Annotated in this window: 18 protein-coding genes and 1 pseudogene; 14 read left to right on the plus strand and 5 right to left on the minus strand. The window is 64.9% G+C overall.

From position 1 onward, the window contains the following. Positions 1 to 10 precede the first annotated feature (10 nt). Entirely contained in the window at positions 11 to 1,216 is a 1,206-nt protein-coding gene (locus DQ353_RS09390; RefSeq protein ID WP_113762498.1) for a glycoside hydrolase family 3 N-terminal domain-containing protein, read from the minus strand. 293 nt (positions 1,217 to 1,509) lie between these two features. Here DQ353_RS09390 and DQ353_RS09395 point away from each other — a divergent pair, with 293 nt between their 5' ends. Continuing rightward, positions 1,510 to 2,352 carry a pyruvate, water dikinase regulatory protein gene (locus DQ353_RS09395; protein WP_113762499.1) on the plus strand — a complete coding sequence of 281 codons (843 nt, stop codon included), beginning with the start codon at positions 1,510 to 1,512 and terminating at the stop codon, positions 2,350 to 2,352. 153 nt (positions 2,353 to 2,505) lie between these two features. Next, the gene (ppsA, locus tag DQ353_RS09400; protein ID WP_113762572.1) at positions 2,506 to 4,902 is read left to right on the plus strand and encodes a phosphoenolpyruvate synthase; all 2,397 of its coding nucleotides are present in this window, start codon (positions 2,506 to 2,508) and stop codon (positions 4,900 to 4,902) included. Positions 4,903 to 5,559: 657 nt separating this feature from the next. Here ppsA and DQ353_RS09405 read toward each other — a convergent pair. The 3 genes from DQ353_RS09405 to DQ353_RS09415 are packed head-to-tail and all read right to left on the minus strand — an operon-like array spanning position 5,560 to position 8,274. Further along, the gene (locus tag DQ353_RS09405; protein WP_113762500.1) at positions 5,560 to 6,303 is read right to left on the minus strand and encodes an amino acid ABC transporter ATP-binding protein; all 744 of its coding nucleotides are present in this window, start codon (positions 6,301 to 6,303) and stop codon (positions 5,560 to 5,562) included. A 7-nt stretch (positions 6,304 to 6,310) separates the two neighbouring features. Then, entirely contained in the window at positions 6,311 to 7,429 is a 1,119-nt protein-coding gene (locus tag DQ353_RS09410) for an amino acid ABC transporter permease (protein WP_220093997.1), read from the minus strand. After that, positions 7,426 to 8,274, minus strand: a complete 849-nt coding sequence (locus DQ353_RS09415; RefSeq protein WP_220093998.1) for an ABC transporter substrate-binding protein — start codon at positions 8,272 to 8,274, stop codon at positions 7,426 to 7,428. The genes DQ353_RS09410 and DQ353_RS09415 overlap by 4 nt, the downstream gene beginning before the upstream one ends. Before the next feature lie 184 nt (positions 8,275 to 8,458). On the opposite strand from DQ353_RS09415, the gene DQ353_RS09420 reads away from it, so the two are divergent. From DQ353_RS09420 to DQ353_RS09470, 11 genes are all read left to right on the plus strand, one after another. Beyond that, entirely contained in the window at positions 8,459 to 9,088 is a 630-nt protein-coding gene (locus tag DQ353_RS09420) for a TetR/AcrR family transcriptional regulator (RefSeq protein WP_113762502.1), read from the plus strand. Between the two features lie 72 nt (positions 9,089 to 9,160). Beyond that, positions 9,161 to 10,372, plus strand: a complete 1,212-nt coding sequence (locus DQ353_RS09425) for a Glu/Leu/Phe/Val dehydrogenase dimerization domain-containing protein (protein WP_220093999.1) — start codon at positions 9,161 to 9,163, stop codon at positions 10,370 to 10,372. After that, a complete protein-coding gene (locus DQ353_RS09430; protein ID WP_113762503.1) occupies positions 10,369 to 12,414 on the plus strand; it encodes an acetate--CoA ligase family protein in 2,046 nt (681 codons plus the stop codon). Before DQ353_RS09425 ends, DQ353_RS09430 begins: the two co-directional genes overlap by 4 nt. Then, positions 12,411 to 13,232: an SDR family oxidoreductase gene (locus DQ353_RS09435; RefSeq protein ID WP_220094000.1), complete on the plus strand. Its 822-nt coding sequence runs from the start codon at positions 12,411 to 12,413 to the stop codon at positions 13,230 to 13,232. The genes DQ353_RS09430 and DQ353_RS09435 overlap by 4 nt, the downstream gene beginning before the upstream one ends. Beyond that, positions 13,229 to 14,842, plus strand: coding sequence for a thiamine pyrophosphate-binding protein (locus DQ353_RS09440; RefSeq protein WP_113762504.1), 1,614 nt, complete (start codon positions 13,229 to 13,231; stop codon positions 14,840 to 14,842). The genes DQ353_RS09435 and DQ353_RS09440 overlap by 4 nt, the downstream gene beginning before the upstream one ends. Before the next feature lie 106 nt (positions 14,843 to 14,948). Beyond that, a complete protein-coding gene (locus DQ353_RS09445; protein ID WP_113762505.1) occupies positions 14,949 to 16,106 on the plus strand; it encodes an acyl-CoA dehydrogenase family protein in 1,158 nt (385 codons plus the stop codon). Between the two features lie 59 nt (positions 16,107 to 16,165). Continuing rightward, positions 16,166 to 16,933 (plus strand): electron transfer flavoprotein subunit beta/FixA family protein, encoded by a 768-nt coding sequence (locus DQ353_RS09450; RefSeq protein WP_113762506.1) that lies wholly within the window; start codon positions 16,166 to 16,168, stop codon positions 16,931 to 16,933. 17 nt (positions 16,934 to 16,950) lie between these two features. Beyond that, positions 16,951 to 17,922, plus strand: a complete 972-nt coding sequence (locus DQ353_RS09455) for an electron transfer flavoprotein subunit alpha/FixB family protein (protein ID WP_113762507.1) — start codon at positions 16,951 to 16,953, stop codon at positions 17,920 to 17,922. Between the two features lie 47 nt (positions 17,923 to 17,969). Beyond that, a complete protein-coding gene (locus DQ353_RS09460; RefSeq protein ID WP_286166709.1) occupies positions 17,970 to 18,848 on the plus strand; it encodes a cytochrome b/b6 domain-containing protein in 879 nt (292 codons plus the stop codon). A gap of 37 nt (positions 18,849 to 18,885) precedes the next feature. After that, positions 18,886 to 20,070 (plus strand): thiolase family protein, encoded by a 1,185-nt coding sequence (locus DQ353_RS09465; protein ID WP_113762509.1) that lies wholly within the window; start codon positions 18,886 to 18,888, stop codon positions 20,068 to 20,070. Positions 20,071 to 20,144: 74 nt separating this feature from the next. Beyond that, positions 20,145 to 20,915, plus strand: coding sequence for an enoyl-CoA hydratase/isomerase family protein (locus tag DQ353_RS09470; RefSeq protein ID WP_181578313.1), 771 nt, complete (start codon positions 20,145 to 20,147; stop codon positions 20,913 to 20,915). Between the two features lie 224 nt (positions 20,916 to 21,139). Here DQ353_RS09470 and DQ353_RS09475 read toward each other — a convergent pair whose 3' ends face one another. Continuing rightward, positions 21,140 to 21,553: an IclR family transcriptional regulator domain-containing protein gene (locus DQ353_RS09475; protein ID WP_286166710.1), complete on the minus strand. Its 414-nt coding sequence runs from the start codon at positions 21,551 to 21,553 to the stop codon at positions 21,140 to 21,142. Between the two features lie 90 nt (positions 21,554 to 21,643). Between DQ353_RS09475 and DQ353_RS09480 the strand changes: the two are divergent. Continuing rightward, a pseudogene (locus DQ353_RS09480) lies at positions 21,644 to 22,920 on the plus strand (MFS transporter). Positions 22,921 to 22,972: the final 52 nt, after the last annotated feature.

Here is a 22,972-nt window from a genome sequence, read left to right on the forward strand (position 1 = left end):
GGCCACGCCGCTACTGCCCGGCGCGGGTCTGCAGCACCTCCAGCGCTGCGGCGTCGATCTTGGCCCGGAAACTCGGGCTGGCCTTGGCCGCGGAGACCAGCGCCTGGTGGATGGTCGGGATGGCAGCGGCATTCACGCAGAGCATCATGGTGCCGCCGGCGTTGAAGAAGTTCTTGGCCCGGGTCGCATGGCTCCACGGCGAGAGCTGCTTGGCGTTGCACATGTCATCGGAGATCACGATCCCGGTGAACCCCAGGTCGTGGCGCAGCATGGTCTTGATGATGGTGGAGGAAAACGGTCCGACGTGGCTCGGGTCGATCTGCGTGTAGATCGCGTTGGAGACCATGACCCAGCGGGTCCCGTACGACATCGCCCGGATGAACGGGTTGCGGTAGACGCTGTAGCGGGTGGTGATGGTGTCCTTCACGTTCGTGGAGGTGTCGGTGTTCTTGGTGACCCTGCCAAGCCCCGGGAAGTGTTTGGCCACCGGGGCGATCCCTCCGGCACGCATCCCGGACACAAACGCAGCGACCTCGTCGGCGACGTGCCAGGAGGTGTACCCGAATTCGCGGTACCAGTATCCGATGGGCAGGTTGTAGGGGGCGAAGGCCGCAGAGGGAACGGTGTCCGCGACAGGCGCCAGGTCCACGTTCAGGCCCGCGGCGTGCAGTTGCTTGGCCCAGGTGGTGGCCGCGGCCTTCAGGGTCGCGGGCGACCAGGTTCCCTGGTGCAGGGCGGTGGGCATGGTGGAGAACCCCGGGCCCTTGAGGACCTGGACGTAGCCGCCCTCCTGGTCGGTGGCGATGAAGCGCTTTTGCCCGCCGGTGGTCGTCAGCGACACGGTGGCGTTGATCTTGTTGACCACGGCCTTGGTGGCGGTGACCCCGGAGTAGCTGCGGCCCTTGAGAAACACGTTGCCGATCTTGTTCTTCGTGAGGATCGACAGGTCCGTGGCGCTGGCTCCGGTGGCCGGCACCCCCATCATCAGCACCTGTCCGACTCGCTGGTCAAGACTCAGCGTGGCCAAGGTCTGGGACGGGGTCGGTGCTGACACGTTCACCGCGGCGCGTTGCACGCCGGCGGTGGCGACCGCCGAACCGGGCGTTGCCAGGGGCGGGGCCAACGGCGAAAGGCCCACCGCCAGCGCGAGGGCCAGGGCTCCGGTCGCTGCCGCCCGTGCGGCGGAACGAGGGGTGGATGATGAATGCCCGCGCATGGCGAACGCCTCGATTCGAAGGAAACTGACGCAATTCTAGTCTTCAGACTGAACGTTTGACCCGTCGTTTGCTGTGGTCTTCCTCCGGTACGCTCTCCCGCCCGGGCTGGGCAACCACGTGGGCTGGCCGGCGGCACGAAAGCCCGGCTTTCCACGCCGTCCCCCCGATGCCGGCGGCCGTGATGGAGACGTTCCCCCGATCGCTCCGGGGGATGTTTTCCGCGGCCTTGGCGTTCCGGCGGAAGCACCTGGTTTCCGGCCATCTGCAATGATAGGGGAAAAGGAGATACTTGATGGGCAAGATCGAAACTCCCGGCGGCGTCGAACAGGTTTCCCGCCCCGTCTATTTCCTCTCGGACAGCACCGGAATCACCGCGGAAACGCTCGGCAATACGCTGCTCACCCAGTTCCCCCAGAGCACCTTCGACCGCACCACCATTCCGTTCATCACCAGCGTCGAGCAGGCGCAGGCGGTGGTGAGCACCGTTGATGCGGTGGCCGCCCAGGGGGTCTTGCCGATCGTTTTTTCCACGGTGGTCGGCGGCGACATCCGGTTGACCCTGGCCGCCTGCCGGGCCACCGTGGTTGATTTGATCGGGACGCATATCTGGCAACTCGAGGGGGCGCTGGGCGCAGCTGCCAGTGGCAAGCCGGGACAGGCGCACGGACTGGGGAATGCCGCCAGGTACCAATCGAGGATGACCGCCGTCGAGTATGCCATGGAGCACGACGACGGCCAGAGCCTGCGGGCCCTGGAAAAGGCCCAGGTCATCCTGGTGGCCCCGTCACGCTGCGGGAAAACACCAACCACCATGTACCTGGCACTGCAACACGGCATCTTCGCGGCAAATTTCCCGCTGGTGGAGGAGGACTTCGAGCGGGAGGGGCTGCCCGAGCCCCTGAAGCCGTTTGCGGAGAAATGTTTCGGACTTACTTCCACGCCGCAGCGGCTGAGCCAGATCCGCACCGAACGCCGGCGGGACTCCGCATACGCCTCGTTGCGGCAGTGCAGCTACGAGCTGCGCAGCGCCGAGCTCATGTATCTCACCCACGGGATTCCCTACCTGAATTCGGCAAGCGTGTCGGTGGAGGAGATGGCCGCGACCATCCTGCAGAAGATGCGCCTGAAGCACTAGGACGGAAATCCGCCAAGTCAATATGGTGCACATCACCTAGCAAGAAGCCGCAGGAACCTGTCACAGTGGACAGGAACGCCTCCATGCTCGGCCATCGGCCGCGCACCGGAGGCAGCAGCACCGCATGTCAGCATTTGCAAAGGAGCAATGACCATGACAACAGACATCCAATGGTTCTCGGAACTCGGACTCGACGACCTGGACCAGGTGGGCGGCAAGAACGCCTCCCTCGGCGAGATGGTGCAGAACCTGACCTCGGCCGGTGTCCAGGTGCCCGACGGCTTCGCCACCACCGCCGACGCCTATCGCGCATTCCTTGCCGATTCGGGGCTGGACCGCAGGATCGTTGCGCGGATGGAGGGCCTGGATGTCGAGGACGTCACCGCCTTGGCCGCCGCCGGCCAGGAAATTCGCGAGATGATGCGCCGGACCCCGTTCCTTCCGGCCTTCGAGGCCCAGGTCCGCGCCGCCTACCAGGAACTGGTGGCCAAGCACGGCGGATCCGCGGATCTGTCCTGGGCCGTGCGTTCCAGCGCCACCGCCGAGGACCTGCCCGATGCCTCGTTCGCCGGACAGCAGGAAACCTTCCTGAACATCCGCGGGATCGAGAACATCCTGCTGGCCATCAAGGACGTGTTTGCCTCCCTCTACAACGACCGCGCCATCGCCTACCGCGTGCACCACAAGTTCGAGCACGCCGAGGTCGCCCTCTCCGCCGGGATCCAGCGCATGGTGCGCTCGGATGTGGGGGCCTCGGGCGTCATGTTCACCATGGACACCGAATCGGGATTCCAGGACGCGGTCTTCGTGACCTCCTCCTACGGCCTGGGCGAGGCCGTGGTCCAGGGTGCGGTGAACCCCGATGAGTTCTACGTCTACAAGCCGGCCCTGCGTGCCGGGCGCCCGGCCATCCTCAAGCGCGGGCTGGGCGAGAAGGCGTTGCAGATGGTGTACACAACAAGCGAAGAGGTCGGGCGCACCATTGATTTTGTGCCGGTGGAAGCCTCGCTGCGCAACCGTTTCAGCATCACCGACGCGGATGTCGAAAAGCTTGCGGCCCACGCACTGGCCATCGAGGAGCACTACGGGCGCCCCATGGACATCGAGTGGGGCAAGGACGGGATCGACGGGGAAATCTATGTCCTGCAGGCACGCCCGGAGACCGTGCAGTCCCGCCGCGCCGCCGGCCGGCTGAGCCGCTTCAAGCTCAACGAGAGCGGCCCGGTGCTCGCCGAGGGCCGCGCCATCGGCCAGCGCATCGGCTCCGGGGCCGTGCGCATCCTGAGCTCCATCGACCAGATGGCCGGATTCAAGACCGGCGACGTGCTGGTCGCGGACATGACCGACCCGGACTGGGAACCGATCATGAAGCGTGCCTCGGCCATCGTCACCAACCGCGGCGGGCGCACCTGCCATGCGGCGATCATCGCCCGCGAGTTGGGCATCCCGGCGGTGGTGGGCACCGGAAACGTCACCGAGGAGCTCGCCGACGGCACCGAGGTCACCGTCTCCTGCGCCCAGGGCGAGACCGGATTCATCTACGCGGGGCTGCTGGACTACAGCCTCGAGGAAACCGAGATCGCCACGCTGCCCGAGGCGCCGGTGAAGGTCATGATGAACGTCGGCACCCCGGAACAGGCCTTCGCCTTCTCCCAGCTGCCCAACGACGGGGTGGGCCTGGCCCGACTCGAATTCATCATCAACCGGCAGATCGGCATCCACCCCAAGGCGCTGCTGAACCTCGAGGACCAGCCGACAGGGATTGCCGTGGAAATCCGCGAGCTGATTTCCGCCTACGACGGCCCCCGCGACTACTACGTCAAGCGCCTGGCCGAGGGCGTGGCGACGATTGCTGCAGCGTTCGCACCGAAGCCGGTGATCGTGCGGATGTCCGATTTCAAGTCCAACGAGTACGCAAACATGGTCGGCGGACGGGCCTACGAGCCGCACGAGGAAAACCCGATGCTCGGCTTCCGCGGGGCCTCGCGCTACCTGGAACCGTCCTTCCGGGACTGCTTCGACCTTGAATGCGAGGCGCTGTCCTTTGTCCGCAACGAGATGGGGCTGACCAACGTCAAGCTGATGATCCCGTTTGTGCGCACCCTGGCCGAGGGCCGCGGGGTCATCGACCTGCTCGCCGAGAACGGGTTGCGCCGCGGCGAGAACGGGCTCGAGGTCATCATGATGTGCGAGCTGCCGTCCAACGCGCTGCTCGCCGATGAATTCCTTGACCACTTCGACGGTTTCTCGATCGGGTCCAACGACATGACCCAGCTGGTGCTGGGCCTGGACCGGGATTCGGCCATCGTCTCCGGCGGTTTCGATGAGCGCAACCCGGCGGTCAAGAAGATGCTCAGCATGGCCATCGCGGCCTGTCGGGCGCGGGGCAAGTACGTGGGGATCTGCGGACAGGGGCCCAGCGACCACGCGGACTTCGCGCAGTGGCTGGTCGACGAGGGCATCGATTCGATGTCGTTGAACCCGGACACCGTGGTTGACACCTGGCTGCGCCTGGCCGGCACGGCCGCCGAAACGCCGGCCATTCGGTAGCACGCTCGGGAAACGACGCCTTGCCTCGCGCCCCTGGCATGGCAAGGGTCGGGCGAAAACGCCAGGAACCGTGGCCAGTGGGCTGGGATTGCGCTGGAATGAGCCACAGGGACAGGACCCCGGGATGAGCTAGATCCCGGGTTCGGCCGCCGCTGTTGAGTGGTTCCTTCCAGCGCAGCGAAGTCCGTGCCGAAACCATGGCTGCGCCCACCGTGCCTGTCAGCGAGGCCTCCGGGGTAGGCAATACATTCATGAGGCAGCACTGCAGGGGCAGACTTCGTGCTTTGGGCATGCACTGCATTCCCCATCATGGGTTCGGGTCCGAGGAGACCGCCTTGCTGCGGTTTCCTCGGAGGTGATCGGGAGGCTGCCTGCACGAGGGTCACTCATGCGGCCTGTCTGCTTCCCCGCCGGCCACGAGTTCGACTCGTACTCCATCCAGGTCTGCAGAGCACGCCGCTGCCCGGAGTGGAGGCGACACCGCACGACCAAGTCGTACAGCCCGGCTCTAATCGTGCCGGCAGTGGGAGTCTCGTCCGGCCACGGCATCGGGGTCTTGTTTCCAGTGCGAAATCAAGACCCACTCCTTGGACTGGCGTCTGGGCACGATATCGCAAGCGTGGCTTTCCCCACTGGCCGGGACCCGGACCCCGGTGCTTAGAGCCGTCCGGCAGTGACGACCCGCTTCAGGAATTGCTGGGTTCGTTCCTCCTGGGGATTTTCAAACAGTTCCTCCGCCGTCCCCCGTTCAAGGATTTTTCCCTGATGCAGGAAACAAACCTGTGAGGCCACTTCTCGGGCAAAACCCATCTCGTGGGTGGCCAAGAGCATGGTCAGCCCGCCCACTGCCAGTTCCCTGATCATCTCGAGCACGTCGCCGACAAGTTCCGGGTCCAGCGCTGCAGTGATTTCATCGAGCAGGAGAACCTGCGGGTCCATCGCCATGGCACGAACAATCGCAACGCGCTGTTGCTGGCCGCCGGACAAGGCATCGGGGTAGGACCCGGCCTTCTGACGCAGGCCAATCTTGTCCAGAAGCTCGATGGCCCGCTGTTCGGCTGCGTCCTTCGAAATTCCCCCGATCATGGTGGGTGCCAGCGTGATGTTCTTCAGCACCGTCATGTGGGGAAACAAGTTGTAGGACTGGAAGACGATGCCCACGTTCCGCCTCAGGACATTCAGGTTCACGCCCAGGCCGGTGACTTGGTCGCCATCGACCAGGATCTCGCCGGATTCAATGGTTTCCAGCGCGTTGATGCACCGCAGCAGCGTGGATTTCCCAGAACCCGAGGCGCCGATGAGACAGACGACCTCGTGGCGGGCCACTTCCAGGGAAATCCCCTTGAGGATCTGGACGGATCCATAGGACTTATGCAGGTCTCGTATTTGCAGATATGACATGTTTTTCCTAGTTCGATCCTGAACGCTGACGGGCTTGATCCTTTTCGATCATCCTGTCGACGAAGCGGGACTGCGGAATGGTGATGAGCACGAAGACAATGGCGACCACGGTGACGGGTGAAAGGTTGAAGACTGCCGATCCGACGAGGCGCGACTGGGTAAAGGCATCGATGACACCCATGACTCCAATCAAGGCAGTGTCCTTTTGGAGCCCGATGAAATCGTTGAGCAACGGCGGGATGACGCGGCGGACCGCCTGGGGAATGATTACGGTGCGCAAGGCCTGCGGGTACGACAGCCCCAGCGAGCGGGCGGCCGCCCACTGACTGCGATGAATGGAATCCAGCCCTGCTCGGTAAACCTCCGCGACGTAGGCGCTGTAGGTGAGGGTTAGCGCAAAGATGGCCAGTACGATCGGTGGGAGATCCTTGAAAAATGGCACCTCGGCAAGAGACAAACCGAACCCCACCAGGTACAGGACGATAATGCCGGGGATGGCGCGGAATACGTCGGTGTAAAGGACTGCCAGGAAGCGCAGGGGTCGTCCGGCCCTGCCCGGAAGCATTCGCATGATGGCGATCACCAGACCGAGCACCAACACCAGCACCTCGGCACCAATGGCCACCTGGACGTTGACCCAGAATGCGCGCAACACATCAGACCAAGCCTGGGCGATGAATTCGGGACGAAGGAATGTCCGGGCAATGGCGCCGTCGTTGGTGCTGACAAACGCGACCAGCAACGCGAGGACGACAATCGCAACCGAGTATCCGAGGCTTGTGAGTGCGGATTCGCGGCCAAGAGCGGCATGGTGTCTGGCGATGACGATGCCGTTGTCCTGCAGGGCGTTACGGGACTTGCGGGCGCTTCTGAGCGCTTGGACCGTGGGCAGCAGGGGCAGCCAGGTCGCGAGCCAGAGGACCACGAACACTGCCTTGGTGAACGCGCCGGCGGGCTGGGGATACATATAGGCGTAAAGCCACGCAAGTGCGTAGAAGGACGTCACCGCGGTAAGGATGACTACGATGACCGACGCCGCCGTCAGCGGCACCACCGCCGGGGGTTGTGCCTGCGGCGGTTGAAGGCGCGCGTCGTACGTGTCTTGGGTGGGCGTCACGTTGATCATGGGATCTCGAACACCGGAACCTTGGCGGGATCGCCGCCGAGCGTGGGGCCCAGCCAGGAGGCGGACAGTTTTTCCAGCGTCCCGTCCACTTCCATGGCGGCGATGGCTTCATCCATGGCGGAGGCATTGGGTGAATCCTTCGGGTAGATGGCCCCGTATTGTTCTCCCGTCTGGTACTGCCCAACGACCTCCATGGCGCCCGCGGAACCGCTGGCAAATCCAAGCATGATGGCGGTGTCCTGGATGGCTGCATCGATTTGGCCCGATGCCACTCCCGTGACCATCGCGTCGGTTTCCTGGAAGACGCGCGCCGGCGTGCCGGGCTTCAGCTTCTCCTGGGCGAAAGGCACTGCCGTCGTACCCAGCGCGACACCAATGGTCTTGGACTGGATGTTCTCCGCGCTGACGTCGGATCCCTTCTTGACCAGCACCGAAACGTTGGAGTCATAGTACGGCTCGGAAAACTGGACGACCTTTTGGCGCTCAGGCGTAATGGACACCTGCGCCATGGCGATGTCGAATCCGTCAGTTTGTCCGGCCGCCAGCGCGTCGAAGGAGGCATTCGCCACCTTGAGCTTGCCAAGGCCCGCGCGATGGGCGATGTTTGCCGCGAGGCAGTACTCATAGCCTCCGGTGATCTTGTCCGGCGAGACGCCCTTCCACCAACCGGGGGAAGGCAGGTTCGTTTGCACGGTAAAAGTGTCAGGGGTGACGGGGTTGAGCTTGATGGACCCGGCCGCGCCGTACACCTCGCACTCGCCGAAGGCTGCGTCTGCCCCATCCTTCGCCTGGGTTGCCCCTCCGCATCCGGTCAATGCCAAGGTGGACGCTGCAGCTAGCGCCACCAATGTTCCTAATCGTTGTCTGGCCATGGAAATCTCTCACCCTTCGATCGCTTGCATTGTTCGACTTACTGAACGGCTATACAGCTAATACGTAGACTGTGCCGTGCGTCACGTCCGTTGTCAATGAAACGACAGAACATTTCCCTTCGCACCGGCACCAGTCGATTGAAGATAGAGTGCCGGTATGACCAGGAAAACTGCACAGGCGCGCCGCGTTGAGGTGCTTGGGGAAACCGTTCGCCAAATTCGGGCCGGGGGAATGTCGGCCCTGCGCGTTGCGGATGTGGCTGCAGCCATGGACGTCAGCGCGGCATTGATCATCTACCACTTTGAAACCAAGGAAAAGCTTCTGGCCGAAGCCCTGATGTATGCCGCCGAAAGCGATTTGCGAAAGCTGGGCCGAATCATGCGCGAACCCGGGACTCCGGCCACCAGGGTCATGGCCGCACTGGAATGGTATGCGCCCACAGGTCGCGCCAGGGGCTGGCAACTGTGGATTGACGCGTGGTCCTTTTCCATGCGTGACAAGGTGTTGGCAAAGGTTCTCGTTGACCTGCAGGGGCAGTGGACGGACGCGATCGGGGGCGCCATCGACGAAGGTGTTGCCGAAGGCGTTTTCACGACCGAAAACTCCCGCGACGCAGCCACACGGCTGACCTCGATGCTGGATGGCTTGGCGGTGCGGATGCTCGTGCACCAGGAGCGCATCGGGCGCCTCGAGCTGCATGCCTGGCTGGCCCGGCAGGTGGAGCTGGAGCTCGGCGAAACGGCCCGCAAGGCCATCGCCTGCGGGGTCAATAATTCAATCCCTTGACAGGGTCCCGAGCGCCATGCAGACTGAATAGCCATTCAGTAAGAATCAAATGCATGGACTAGGAGTCGCCCCGTGTCGGTCGTGGTCGAGAAGAAAAAGCAGGACCTCAAAACGTCATCCTTGCTGGAGGTGTCATGGACCGACCCGGTCACCGGCGCCCAGGGGTTTCTGGTGATCGACCGCCTGGTGCGGGGCGTTTGCAGCGGTGGGCTGCGCATGCGCAAGGGCTGCACCCTGGAGGAAGTGCGCGGGTTGGCCCAGGGCATGACGCTGAAGGAAAGCCTGCATTACAACCCGAACGGCCGCTACGTCCCCCTTGGAGGTGCCAAGGGCGGCATCGACTGCGACCCGCACGATCCGCAGATGCGGGGGGTGCTCAAGCGCTACCTCCAGGGAATCGGAGCCCTCCTTCGGGCTCACTGGACCATGGGCGAAGACCTCGGCCTCCAGCAGAAGCTCATCGACGAGGTGATTCAGGAACTGGGGCTGGAAAGTTCTATCCAGGCCGTGTACCCGTTGCTTTCGGACCCTGAAGAGGCCATCGCACGGCTGCGCCAGGCCTTCGGCATCGATGTTGACGGGGTGGGCCTCGGGGAATTGGTGGGCGGGCTGGGCGTTGCCGAGTCCGTGCTCACGGCGTTGGACCAGCTCGGCCGGCCTCGTGTCGGTTCCCGCGTGGTCATCCAGGGCTTTGGCTCCATGGGCGGCGCCACGGCACGGTACCTGAATCAGGCCGGGATGCTCGTGGTGGGAATCGCCGACGCCAACGGCGTCATGGCCAACCCGAACGGGCTGGACGTGGAAGCGCTCCTGAAGTCGCGCAATTCCTTTGGCGAGATCGACCGGGCGGGCTTGCGTCCAGAGGACGTGGAACTGCCGCGTGGACAGTGGCTCGCCGTCGAAACCGATGTCCTGGTGCCGGCGGCGATCTCGTACTGCATCACCGCTGAGAACCAACACGAGGTTGCGGCTTCCGTGATTGTCGAGGCCGCCAACATGCCCGTGCTCCGGGAGGCCGAGGACTTGTTGACGGCCCGCGGCATCCAGGTGGTTCCCGACTTTGTTTCCAACTCCGCCACCAATGCGTGGTGGTGGTGGACGCTCTTTGGCGACCTCGAGGCCGACCTCGGGCAGTCTGAGCACAAGATCCGCAGCGAAATGAGCCGAATAGTCACCGACATGTTTGGCCGTGCGGACACCGACGGCGTCACCCTCCGAGATGCCGCACTGGCCTTCACGCAGGACCAGCTGCGCGACATCGACGCGCAGTTCGGGTTGGCATGATCCCCCCGGATTCCTCCCTCGCCCCGTTCCGCAATCCGCGCTCCGTGGCAATTGTCGGGGCCTCGGACGACCACGCCAAGTGGGGCTACTGGTTGGCTCGCGGGGCGTTGACGGGGCGCCCCGAGCGTGCGGTGTTCCTGGTCAACGCAAAGGTCAACTTCGTTCAGGGCGAGAAGGCCTACCCCAAGGTTTCTTCCCTGCCGGAAGTTCCGGAACTCGTGGTGCTGAGCATCCCAGCACGGTTCGTTGCCGAGGTCGTCGAGGACGCCTTGGCCGCGGGGTCCAAGGCATTTTTGGGCATCACCGCCGGAGTCCCCGGTGAGGAGTCCTTGAAGAGACGGATCAGCGAGAAGGGAGCCAGAATCATCGGGCCCAACAGCCTTGGTTTGTTCGACGCCGCCTCGAAATTGCAGCTGGCGTGGGGTCACTTCACCCCCGGTCATCTGGCCATCGTCTCCCAGAGCGGTCAGCTGGGATCTGAACTGGCCATCCTGGGTGCCCGGGCCGGCTTGGGAGTCTCCCGCTTCGTTTCCGTGGGCAACCAGCTGGATGTCAATGCAGCCGAGATCCTCGGCGACCTGGCGGACCACGAGGAAACCAAGATCGTGGCCCTGTACCTGGAAAGCTTTTGCGGCGGCGCCCGGCTTGTCGAAACAATCCGCGCCCTCACCCTGGCAGGGAAGACCACGCTGGTGCTCACCACCGGCGCTTCCGACGGGAGCCAGCGACTGGCCAGGTCGCACACGGGTTCGCTGACTTCCGCACTGGTCACCGTGGACGCTGCCTGCCGCGCCGCGGGGGCCATTCGCGTCAACACCCCTGCCGAGCTCATCAACCTCGCACGGTACCTAAGCGTCGCGGACAAGCCCGCGGGCCGCCGCACCGCGCTCATCAGCGACAGCGGTGGGCAAGGAGGGATCGCCGCGGACGTCGCGGCGCGGACAGGGCTGCAGGGCACGGTCTTTTCCGACGCCCTCCAGCGAAGGCTCGCAGCCATCCTTCCGGCGGGCGCAGCGGTGTGCAACCCCGTCGACCTGGCCGGTGCCGGCGAGGCAAACCTCCACGTCTACGCCGATGTGGTCGAGGCGCTGAAGGACTCGGGCGAAGTGGATGCGGTGGTGCTCTCCGGCTACTTCGGGCGCTACGGGGAAGACACCCCGGCGCTCGGACTCCTCGAGCTGGAGGTCGCGGACCGGCTTGCGGCACTGGCCGACGGTTCATGCCTCGCTCTGGCCGTGCACAGCCTCAGCGACAGCTCCCCCGTCGTCGGGCGATTGTGGGAGCGTGGCGTCCCGTGCTACCCGGGCATCGAATTTGCCCTAGAGGCCCTGGCCTCGGCGGCCCGGCTTGCCGAGGCACCGGGACGCCCGCTCAGTGCAACTGCGCGCACGGTCCGGGAGCCGGACCCCGGCTACTGGTCGGCGCGCGGGCTGCTGGCCGAGCTGGGAATCGACGCGCCGGCAGGCATGCTGGCACTGAACCGCGAAGACGTATCCCGGGCCGGGCGGATGTTGACGTATCCGCTGGTGTTGAAGGCCGGTTGGCTGGAACACAAGAGCGAGCACGGCGGCGTGAAGCTGGGTCTGGGTTCGGCCGAGCAGTTGCTCGCGGCTTTCGATGAGATGCATCGACTCCTGGGTGACGGACAGTATGTCGTGGAGGAACAGGACATGCGGGAGAACACAGTCGAGGTGCTCGTGGGTGCCCGCCGGGACAGGGATTTCGGTGCGGTGATCACCGTCGGAGCCGGTGGAACCGAAACCGAACTCCACAAGGACATCAGCGTGGAACTTGCCCCCGTGGACGAAGCCACCGCCCTGACGATGATCGGCAGGCTCAAGTGCCTGCCGCTGCTCCAAGGGTGGCGCGGACGGCCAGCCACCGACATCGCGGCCCTGGCCCGGATCGTGGTTGCGGTTTCCGAGGCTGTCGCGGCGACCGAAAGCATCACGGAATTTGAAGTAAACCCCATCCGAGTGGCCGCGTCCGGCGCACTGGCTGTAGACGCGCTGGTGCTGTCCAAGGCCACGGCAAGAGTATGAAGGAGAACATCATGATCGTCCCGGACATCAGCACCGAATTCCGCGACAAGGTGGCAGTGGTAACCGGAGGAGGCTCGGGCATTGGCCGCGCCATCGCCCAACGCTATGCGGCAGCAGGCGGCAAGGTCGTCGTGTTGGGGCGCCGCGAGGAACCGCTGCAGGAAACCGTCCGGCTCATCACCGAAGCGGGCGGGCAAGCCGGCCACGTTTCCTGCGATGTGCGCGACGCCCAGGGCATGGCCGAGGCCATCGATGCGGTGGCAGCCGAGGAAGGCCGCCTGGATGCCCTGGTGAACAATGCGGCAGGCAACTTCATTGCCGCCGGCGAAGACCTGAGCCCCAACGGGTGGAAGGCGGTGATCGACATCGTCCTGAACGGCACCTTCTACGCCACCCATGCTGCCGCCCAGCACATGCTGGCGGCGGGCTCGGGCAGCATCCTGAACGTCATCGCCACCTATGCCTGGCACGGCCACCCCGGCACGGTCCACAGCGCCGCGGCCAAGGGCGGCGTCGTCGCCATGACCCGCACCCTGGCCGTGGAATGGGCCGCCCGCGGCGTGCGCGTCAACTGCATTGCACCGGGTCCGACCGAGACCGAGGGCGCCGGTGCCGCCCTGTGGGGCACCGAAGCCGCGCGCGCCAGGGTCTTGGGCGGAGTCCCCGCCGGGCGTTTCGCCAGCCCCGCGGAGATCGCCGAGTCGGCCTCCTACCTGTTGGGCCCCCGCGCCGACTACATCACCGGTGAGGTCATGGTGGTCGACGGAGGGCAGTGGCTGGGCAAGTCCGTCTACACCGCCTCGGGGGCCAACGCATGAGCCCCATGACCGGCGGGCAGGCGCTGATCGCTGCCCTCGCCGCCCACGGCGTCGACACGATCTTCGGCATCCCGGGCACCCACAACCTGGCGGCCTATGCGGCCATGCCGGCCTACGGCATCACCCATGTCTCCACGCGCCACGAACAGGGTGCAGGCTATGCGGCCGACGGCTATGCCCGGTCCTCGGGACGACCCGGGGTGGTGGTGACCACCACCGGTCCGGCAATCCTCAACGCCGCGGCGGCCGCCGCGCAGTCCTACTCGGATTCCGTGCCGGTGCTGTTCATCTCCCCCGGGATGCCGTTGCGCCACCCGGGGCGCGGCAACGGGCTGCTGCACGAGATCAAGAACCAAGGCGCCGCACTGGATGCGGTCGTGGCCTACAGCCACCGAGTCACTTCGGTCGCGGAGATCCCGCTGGCCGTTGCTCAGGCGTTTGCCTTCATGGGCACCGGCAGGCCGCGCCCCGTCCACCTGGAAGTCCCTCTTGACCTGCTCGACGAGGTCGCCGAGATTTCCATCGTGCCACCGGTCGCCGCCGGCTTGTTGGGTGCTCCCCCCGCAGCCGTGGCAGCAGCCGCCGCGGCGCTGTCCGCCGGCCAACGCCCACTGGTCCTGGTCGGCGGCGGGGCATCCCGGGCCGCCGACCAAGTCAAGGCCGTTGCAGAGGCACTGGGCGCCCCGGTCCTGGCCACAACCAACGGCAAGGGCATCCTGCCCGAGGACCACGAGCTGGCCGTCGGCGCCGGGCTGCAGCATCCCAGCGTGATGGCAGCAGTCGGTGACGCCGACATCGTCTTGGCCATCGGAACGGAACTTGCACCATCCGATTGGTGGCTCGGGCTGCCGTCGTTGGAAGGCAAGCTGGTCCGCATCGACATCGATGCGACCGCCATCAGCACCAACGCCGTCCCCAGCCACGGGCTGGTCGGTGACAGCGCAGCAGTGTTGGAGTCGCTGATGATGCACCTTGCAGCCGGAAGCGACGATCCCAACCGCACCGCCATCAAGCGCACCGCGGCGCTGCGCGAGGGCTTCACTGCAGATGCCCGTGCCGAGGGCGGACCGTGGCTGGAGATCGTCGCGGCGATCGAGGCCGCCCTGCCGCGCGATGCCATCGTGGCCGGCGACAGCGCCATGGCCTGCTACTACGGCGCGCTGTCCAACCTGCCCCTGCACCGCCCCAACGCTTTCCTGTATCCCACGGGCGTGGGCACCCTGGGCTACGGGCTGCCCGCGGGGATCGGGGCAAAGGTCGCCAACCCCGATGCCCCGGTGCTGGTCTTGCAGGGGGACGGCGGCATCATGTTCACCATCGCCGAGCTTGCCACCGCCGCCGAGCTGGGCATCGCCCTTCCCATCGTTGTCGTGGACAACGGAGGGTATGGGGAAATCCACAACGAAATGGTCGACCGCGGCTCACCGGTGCATTCCGTGGCTCTGGGCCACCCGGATTTCCCTGCCTTGGCACGCTCAATGGGATGCCACGGGGTAGCCGTGGCCAACGCCGATGAACTCGCCGCAGGCATCAAGGTCGCGCTCGATTCGGACAGGCCCACATTGCTGCACATCCGTGAGCACAGCCGCGCCTCGGAGGGCATGGGCTAGGCCTGCTTCAACGCCGGTCCCGGGCGCTGCGCCGCGGGCATTCCGCATGGAACTGCCACTGAAACACACCAACTAGAACCGATCCAAGCACCAGAGGAGAAACAACATGGCTAAGAACAATGTCGAATACTGGCCGCTGAGCGACGAGCAGCGCGCAATTGTGGACCTGTGCAAGGATTTCGCCACAAATGAGATTCGGCCGCGGGGACGCGAAGTCGATGAGGCGGACACCGTTCCGCCCGTGGACATCTTCCGGAAGGCAGCAGAAATCGGCATTACCGATTTCATGTTGCCGGAGGAATACGGAGGCGGAGGATACACCGACGTCTTTACCCAGTGCCTGGTCCAGGAACAGCTCTGTTGGGGCGACCCCGGAATCGGCAACTTCATCTGCGCGAATGGCTTCTTTGCCGATCCGGTCCTGGCCCTGGGCTCCGAACTCCAGAAGAAGCGGTGGCTGTCCTCGCTGACCGGACCCGACGCACTGTTCACTTCGTTGGCCACGACGGAGCCGGGTTCCGGTTCCGACTCGGCTTCCATCGTGACCCGTGCCGACAAGGTTCCGGGAGGTTACTCGATCAATGGGCAGAAGTCCTGGATATCAAATGCAGGATTGGCGGACCAGTACGTGGTGTTCGCCAAGACCGATCCTTCCGAGCGTTCCAAGGGCGTCACCGCTTTCCTGCTGAAAAAAGGCACCCCGGGAATGAGCTTCGGTGAACCCATGAAGAAGATGGGCCAGCGGGCGATCGTTTGCCGCGAGATCTTCTTCGACAATGTGTTTGTTCCCGAGGAAGACCGTTTGGGCGATGAAGGGCAGGGCTTCTACGGCCTGATGAAGACCTTCGATGTCTCCCGCGTTGTGCTTGCCGCAGCGGCGACCGGCGCCGCCCGGGCGGCCTACGAGTATGCACTGGAATACGCCCGCACCCGGACACAATTCGGCAAGCCGATCATCGAGCACCAGGCGGTGGCATTCCGCCTGGCTGACATGGCTACCCGCATTGAGTCCTCGTGGCTGATGACACTGCACGCTGCCCGACAACTGGATGCGGGGGAAGACGTGAATGGTCTGGCCGCGATGGCCAAATTGCAGGCTTCCGAAACGGCCATGTTCTGCACGTGGGCAGCGGTGCAAACACTCGGCGGCTGGGGCTACTCCCGCGAATACCCGGTGGAGCAGTGGATGCGTGACGTCAAACTGGAGGAAATCGAAGAAGGCACCTCGGACATCATGCGCCTGGTGATCTCCCGCAACCTCTAGCATCCCCATCCATGGTTTCGGTTCCGAAGCCCGGTCATTGAAAGACAAGGAAAAGCAGCGTGAAAATTGCAGTGTTGGTAAAGCAGGTGCCTGACACAGGCGAACAGCGCACCCTCGACCCCATCACGGGGTTGGTGGATCGCCGCGGCGAAAACGTGCTTGACGAGATCAACGAGCGAGCCCTGGAAGTGGCATTGCGCTACAAGGATGCCAACAAGGGAACTGAGGTGGTCGTCGTTTCCATGGGCCCGGACACACTCACGAAGGGGCTGCGGAAGGCACTTTCAATGGGTGCGGATGCGGCACTTCAGGTCCTCGACGATGCCCTGGCCGGGGCCGACGCCGGACGCACGGCCGCGGTCCTGGCCTGCGCCGTGCGTTCGCTGGCGGTCGATGTGGTGGTGGCCGGGAACGAATCCACGGATGGCCGCAGCGGTGTTGTCCCGGCCATGGTGGCCGAGCACCTGTCGTTGCCGTTGCTCAGCGCCCTTGACGCTGTTGAGCTGTCGGAAGTCGAGGTCTTGGGACAGCGCAGCACGGCAACCGGGTCGCTGCGGGCCAGCGTCCCGCTGCCGGCAGTCATCTCCGTCACCGAGCGCTCTGCCGAGGCCCGGTTCCCCAGCTTCAAGGGAATCATGACAGCCAAACGCAAGGTGTTGACGGTGATGTCGGTTGCCCAATTGGGGCAATTGCCTGGCAATACGGGCCAGACCAGCATCCTGTCCACGCTGCGCAGCCCGGCCCGGCCCGCAGGGCGACGGATCGTCGATGAAGGAAACGCCGGCCACGAGTTGGCCCAGTTCCTGCGCTCCGGCAGCTTGATCTAGTAGAAAGACGGACCATCATGAAGAATGTCTTGACCCTGATTGAAACCACCGACACGTCAGAACTTGGAAACACGACCGCGGGCTTGTTGGGCGCGGCGTCCAGGATCGGCAACCCCGTCGCCGTGGTTGCCGTGGCCCCCGGCCATGGCTCCGCGTTGGTCGGTCAGCTCGGAGCCCTCGGAGCAACCCATGTGATCCTTGCCGAGTGCGAGGGAACCGGAAGCCTCCTGGTTGCCCCGGAACTCGAGGCCCTTTCGGCGGCCGCACGGCAAGTGGATCCGGTGGCCGTGATTGCCGCGAACTCGGTGGCCGGGCGTGATGTGGCTGCCCGGTTCGCCGTTCGGGCGGGTGCAGGACTCCTTGCAGACGTTGTTGCCGTGGACACGGACGGGGACGCCATCGTGGCAACCCATTCCGTCCTGGGCGGTGACTACACCGTGAAGGCCACCATCACCTCCGGCCCCGCAGTCATCACCGTCCGCCAGGGCGCCATCAAGGATATTGCCCCCGCCGCAACGCCAACGTCCGCCACCGTGATAGTCACCCCGGGAAGCACCGCGGCAACCATCCTCTCCACCACACTGGAGACCACCGGCAGCAATCGGCCGGAGTTGCGTGGCGCCACACGCGTGGTGGCTGGCGGAAGAGGACTTGGCTCCGCGGAGAACTTCATCCTTGTCGATGAATTGGCGGACAAATTGGGTGCCGCGGTGGGTGCATCGCGCGCCGCGGTGGACGCCGGCTATGTGGAACAAGGTGCCCAAGTGGGCCAGACCGGGGTCAGTGTGTCCCCAGACCTCTACATCGCGCTGGGCATTTCGGGGGCGATCCAGCACCGTGCCGGCATGCAGACCGCCAAGACCATCGTGGCGATCAATTCCGATGCCTCGGCACCCATCTTCGACGTGGCCGACTTCGGCGTCGTGGGCGATGTTCTCACCGTGGTGCCCCAGCTGATCAGTGCGCTCGGTGCGCAATCCGACTCATGACGCTGCTCAAGTCCCGTCCGCCCGGAAGAGGCAGCAAGACACGTGCGATGCTCACTGCGGGTGCCGGGGTCGCGCTGTTGGTCCTTCTGGTCCTGGCTGCCAAGTGGTTGCGTGGGTTCGAGGGTGTCCAGGATTTCTTGGCGGAGTACACCGGGCATTCAGCGCTGCCCGAAGGAGCACCGGTGGGGTTGCCGGGCTGGCTGCGCTGGCAACATTTCCTGAACGGTTTCTTCCTGCTGTTGATGGTGCGCACCGGTTGGTTGGTGCACACCACCACCCGGCCGGCCGCGTACTGGACCCGGAAAAATAAGGGCCTGTTGCGCACCAAGGGGGCGCCCAAGAAGATCAGCCTCGATCTGTGGCTCCACCTGACCTTGGACATGCTGTGGGTGTTGAACGGAATGGTGTTCGCGGTGTTTTTGCTGGCCACCGGCCAATGGATGCGGATCGTCCCCACCAGCTGGGATATTTTCCCCAACGCTCTCTCGGCCTTGCTGCAATACGCCTCGTTGGAGTGGCCGTTGGAACAAGGCTGGGTCAATTACAACGCCATGCAGGTCCTGGCCTACTTCCTGACGGTGTTCATTGCTGCGCCGTTGGCACTTGCCTCGGGCCTAAGGATGTCTCCGGCCTGGCCAAAGAACGCCCCGCTGCTGAACCGGGTGTTCCCCATCGGGGCATCCCGCGCCATCCATTTGCCGGTCATGTTCTACTTCGTGGGGTTTGTGGTGGTGCATGTGGCCTTGGTTCTTGCCACCGGAGCCGTGGCGAACCTGAACCACATGTATGCCGGAGGCACGGACGGCAGTTGGGCAGGAGTCGCGGTGTTTGCGCTCTCCCTTGTCCTGATGGTTGCCGGGTGGTTCATGGCACGCCCGCTGTTCATTCGCCCCATTGCATCCCTGACGGGAAATCTCAGCCGTTGAGCCCCGGCACGTCAACATCCTCGAGAAGGAGGGAACCATGAAAGACGGCGACAAGATCGTGATCCTCGATGGCGCGCGAACCCCCATTGGCAGCTTCGGGGGATCGCTCAAGGACCTCGATGCCCACGAACTCGGTGCCGTGGCCGTCCGAGCCGCGATCCAACGTGCAGGGATCGCCGGCCGGGAGGTCGAGGAAGTTGTCATGGGGTGCATCGGACAGGTCGGATCCGATGCCTACAATGCCCGGAGGGTGGCCCTTGCCGCCGGGCTGTCCGAGTCCACGCCCGCCTACACGGTGAACAGGCTGTGCGGGAGTGGATTGCAGGCGGTGTGGTCGGCTGCGATGCAAATGCGCTGGAGCGGCCTGGACTTCACCATAGCCGGCGGCAACGAGTCGATGACCCGCATGCCGTTCTACGATTTTGCAGCCAGGGCCGGCTATCGCTTGGGCGACCGCACCTTGGTGGATGGCACCGTGGCCATGCTGACGGATCCGTTCAATAACATCCACATGGGCGTCACGGCCGAAAACGTCGCCCGGACCTACGGGGTCTCCCGCCAGGACCAGGATGAGTTTGCATTGGAATCCCAACGCCGGGCCGCTACGGATGCCGCCCGCGCGGTCTTCGCCGAAGAGATCACCCCCGTCAACGTTGGCGGGCGCAACCCCCGCACCATTTCCGTTGATGAGCACCCGCGGCCAGAGACCACCGCGGAGTCGTTGGCAGGATTGCGGTCGGTGTTCGAGCGGGAAGGAACGGTCACCGCGGGAAACGCCTCCGGGGTCAACGACGGTGGAGCCGCCGTAGTGCTTGCCCGCGCCGGCGCGGCCTCCGACCGCGGCCTGAAGGGGCTCGCGAGCCTGGAGGCGGTGACCACCGCGGCACTGGATCCGGCGCTGATGGGTTATGCCCCGACGCTGGCCCTGCACAAGCTCTTCGACGAAACGGGGATGACGCCGGCGGACATCGACATCGTGGAACTCAACGAGGCCTTTGCCGCCCAGGCCGTCGCCGTCATGCGCGACGCGAAACTGGATCCGGAGAAAACCAACCCATATGGAGGTGCCATTGCGCTGGGCCATCCCGTGGGGGCCACGGGCGCCATGTTGAGTCTGCGGATTGCCAAGGACCTGGTGCGCCGTGACCTGGAATTCGGCGTTGTCACGATGTGCATCGGAGGAGGTCAAGCCCTGGCAGCCTTGTTCCGCCGCGCATCCTGATCGGCGGCAATCGACGTCCAAGCCGGTGTGCAATACATGTCGCGTACGCCGCAACTTTCACTGTAAGGATGGATATGACTTTCGAGAACATTTTGGTCCGGTTCGAAGGCCCTTTGATGTGGCTGACGTTGAACCGGCCCGCCGAGGCCAACGCCATCAGCATCGCCATGGGGCAGGAATTCTGCGCGGCGATTGAGCAGGCCGAGCGGGACCCTGCGATCCACGTCGTCATCCTCCAAGGCAATGGCAGGTTCTTCTGTGCCGGCGGAGACGTCGCCATGATGGACGCGGCAGAAGATCCCGCGGTGTTCCTGAAGGAACTGGCCGAAACCATGCACTTCGGGCTGCTGCGGCTGGCGAGGTCCAGGCTGATCACCATTGCCGCCGTCGACGGCTACGCGGCCGGCGCGGGATTGGGACTGGTGCTGAATGCCGACGTGGTGCTGGCATCGGAAAGGGCAGGTTTCCTCAGCGCCTACGGAAGCATCGGCCTGACTCCTGATTGTGGCGTCTCCTACCTGCTCCCGCAGGTGGTTGGTCCGCGACGGGCAGCCCATATGGCCCTGTTGGGACGATCGGTCAATGCGGAAGAAGGGCTTGCCTGGGGGCTTGTCACCGAAGTCGTTACGCAGGGCGATCTTGTCGCGCGAGCCCGTGACTTGGGCGAATTTCTGGGAACGGCCGCCACCCAGATGCTCGGACCCACCAAGAAACTCTTGTCTGCAGGCATCAGCGAAGCCTACGCCAGGCACCTGGACGACGAAGCCGAAACCATTTTTGCCATGATTTCCCTGCCCGACACCCGGCGGCGCATCGGGGAGTTCCTGGCCCGCAGTAAACGATAGGAGTCTTTAGGTGCAGCCCTGGCGTGTGGGTGGTAGTGAAACCATCTGGGCGGTTCCGCCCCGCTGCTCTTGGACCGCCAATACGCTGCAAGCTTCCGGGGTCCGCACCGGGTTGGCCGTTTGCGGCGAGGAAGTCTCCATGGCTGCGCCAATCCTCGAGGACTGGCTGGGGAATCAGATCTCATCCGGTAGAACACCAGCCGGACGGTTCGATGGAACATTGGCTAGTTGCGTGCCGCGGTGCGTCCGCCGAAGTCGTCGGCGATGTTCTTTGCGGTCCGGCGCATCAGCGGCAGCATCTCTTCGGTGATCGAGGCGGAGCCGATGCGACCGGGCTGCACCGAGACGTTCAGCGCACCGAGCAGCTGGGCGCCCCGGTACACGGGAACCGCCAGCCCGCGCAGCCCCTCGTCCAGTTCCTGCGCCACCAGGGACCAGCCCTGCGCGCGCACCAGGTCCAGTTCGGCACGCAGGTGCCCGATGCCGGCCACGGTCTTGGAGGTGTGGTTCCGCAGCTGGGCGTTGGCCAGGGATTCCTCGCGCGCCGCCTCGGGCAGTTCGACGACCAGCACCCGGCCCATCGAGGTGGCCCAGACCGGAAGCCGGTTGCCGTCGGTCTCCAGATACCCCGGGTCCACCAGGGTCAGCAGGAAGCAGCGGGCCGCGGCGCGAAATCCGTGCCCGGCACCGGGGGCAGGACGCCGGTCAGAACCGCCTTGGTCAGCTTCATGGGCAGTGCTGTGGAATACTACGACTTCTTCATCTTCGGCTCCGCAGCCGCGCTGATCTTCCCCCACGTGTTCTTCCCCGGCGCCGATGCCAACTCCGCGGTCATGTCACTGGCGACCTTCGGCTTCGCCTACGTCGCCCGCCCCATCGGCGCGGTGATCCTGGGCCACTTCGGAGACAGGATCGGGCGGCAAAAGGTCCTGATGTTCACGCTGGTGCTGATGGGCGCGGCGACCTTCATGATCGGCTGCCTGCCAACCTTCGACCAGGTGGGCTGGCTGGCCCCGATCCTGCTGGTGCTCGCGCGCCTGCTGCAGGGCCTCTCTGCCGCCGGAGAGCAGGCCGGTGCCTCCTCGCTGACCCTGGAACACGCGCCGGATGACCGCCGTTCCTCTTCACCTCCTGGACGCTGACCGGCACCCGGGGCGGCCGGATCCTCGCCGCGCTGATCTTCATTCCCGTGGTTGCCATGCCCGAGGAGTTCAAATACACCATCGGCTGGCGCATCCCGTTCTGGCTCTCCGCGGTGGTCGTCATCGTCACCTTCTTCTTCCGCCGCTCACTGCACGAGACCCCGGAATTCGAGAATGCCAAGAAGAACAACGAGATCGCCAAGCTGCCCCTCGGCGTGCTGATCCGCTTCCACTGGCGCGACGTGCTGCGCGTGGTGTTCTGCGCCTTCATCGCCGCGGTCTCCATCGTCTACGGCACCCTGGCCATCTCCTATGGCAAGTCGATCGGGCACATGGACGAATCGGTCACGCTGTGGCTGGTGGTTGCCGGCAACGTCGGGGCACTGTTCACCCAGCCGTTCTTCGGCAAGCTGGCCGATCGGATCGGCCGCAAGCCGGTGTTCATCTACGGCGCACTGTCATCCGCCGCGTTCATGCCCTTCTACCTGCGTTCCATGGAAACCGACAACACCGTGATGCAGTTCGGTCTCTCACTGCTGGTCTTCTCCTGCGCCTACGCCGCGGCCAACGCCGTCTGGCCCTCCTTCTACGCGGAGATGTTCTCCTCGCAGGTCCGCTTCTCCGGCCTGGCCATCGGCACCCAGCTCGGCTTCCTGATGGCCGACTTCGCGCCCTCCATCGTCGCGGCCCTCGGCGGCCTGGAGCCCGGCGGCTGGGTGGTCATCAGCTTGTTCACCCTGGTGATCGCGCTGGTTGCCTCGGTCTCCGCGCTGACCGCCAAGGAAACCTACCGCGTGCCCACGCACCTGCTGGGCCGCACCGCGCACAAGGTCGAAAACGCCTCCGGCGCCCAGGTGCAGTAGCGCAACCGCGCACCACAACCCAGGCCCCGGTGCCTCGCCGACCGCAAGGGAA

The organism is Arthrobacter sp. AQ5-05, from assembly GCF_003287975.1.
In the GTDB taxonomy this organism is placed as follows: domain Bacteria; phylum Actinomycetota; class Actinomycetes; order Actinomycetales; family Micrococcaceae; genus Paeniglutamicibacter.

Bases quoted from the DNA above. Each gene is read 5' to 3' on its own strand.
- DQ353_RS09390 (WP_113762498.1), bottom strand. From the start codon at position 1,216: ATGCGCGGGCATTCATCATCCACCCCTCGTTCCGCCGCACGGGCGGCA.
- DQ353_RS09395 (WP_113762499.1), top strand. From the start codon at position 1,510: ATGGGCAAGATCGAAACTCCCGGCGGCGTCGAACAGGTTTCCCGCCCC.
- ppsA (WP_113762572.1), top strand. From the start codon at position 2,506: ATGACAACAGACATCCAATGGTTCTCGGAACTCGGACTCGACGACCTG.
- DQ353_RS09405 (WP_113762500.1), bottom strand. From the start codon at position 6,303: ATGTCATATCTGCAAATACGAGACCTGCATAAGTCCTATGGATCCGTC.
- DQ353_RS09410 (WP_220093997.1), bottom strand. From the start codon at position 7,429: ATGATCAACGTGACGCCCACCCAAGACACGTACGACGCGCGCCTTCAA.
- DQ353_RS09420 (WP_113762502.1), top strand. From the start codon at position 8,459: ATGACCAGGAAAACTGCACAGGCGCGCCGCGTTGAGGTGCTTGGGGAA.
- DQ353_RS09430 (WP_113762503.1), top strand. From the start codon at position 10,369: ATGATCCCCCCGGATTCCTCCCTCGCCCCGTTCCGCAATCCGCGCTCC.
- DQ353_RS09435 (WP_220094000.1), top strand. From the start codon at position 12,411: ATGAAGGAGAACATCATGATCGTCCCGGACATCAGCACCGAATTCCGC.
- DQ353_RS09440 (WP_113762504.1), top strand. From the start codon at position 13,229: ATGAGCCCCATGACCGGCGGGCAGGCGCTGATCGCTGCCCTCGCCGCC.
- DQ353_RS09445 (WP_113762505.1), top strand. From the start codon at position 14,949: ATGGCTAAGAACAATGTCGAATACTGGCCGCTGAGCGACGAGCAGCGC.
- DQ353_RS09455 (WP_113762507.1), top strand. From the start codon at position 16,951: ATGAAGAATGTCTTGACCCTGATTGAAACCACCGACACGTCAGAACTT.
- DQ353_RS09460 (WP_286166709.1), top strand. From the start codon at position 17,970: ATGCTCACTGCGGGTGCCGGGGTCGCGCTGTTGGTCCTTCTGGTCCTG.
- DQ353_RS09465 (WP_113762509.1), top strand. From the start codon at position 18,886: ATGAAAGACGGCGACAAGATCGTGATCCTCGATGGCGCGCGAACCCCC.
- DQ353_RS09470 (WP_181578313.1), top strand. From the start codon at position 20,145: ATGACTTTCGAGAACATTTTGGTCCGGTTCGAAGGCCCTTTGATGTGG.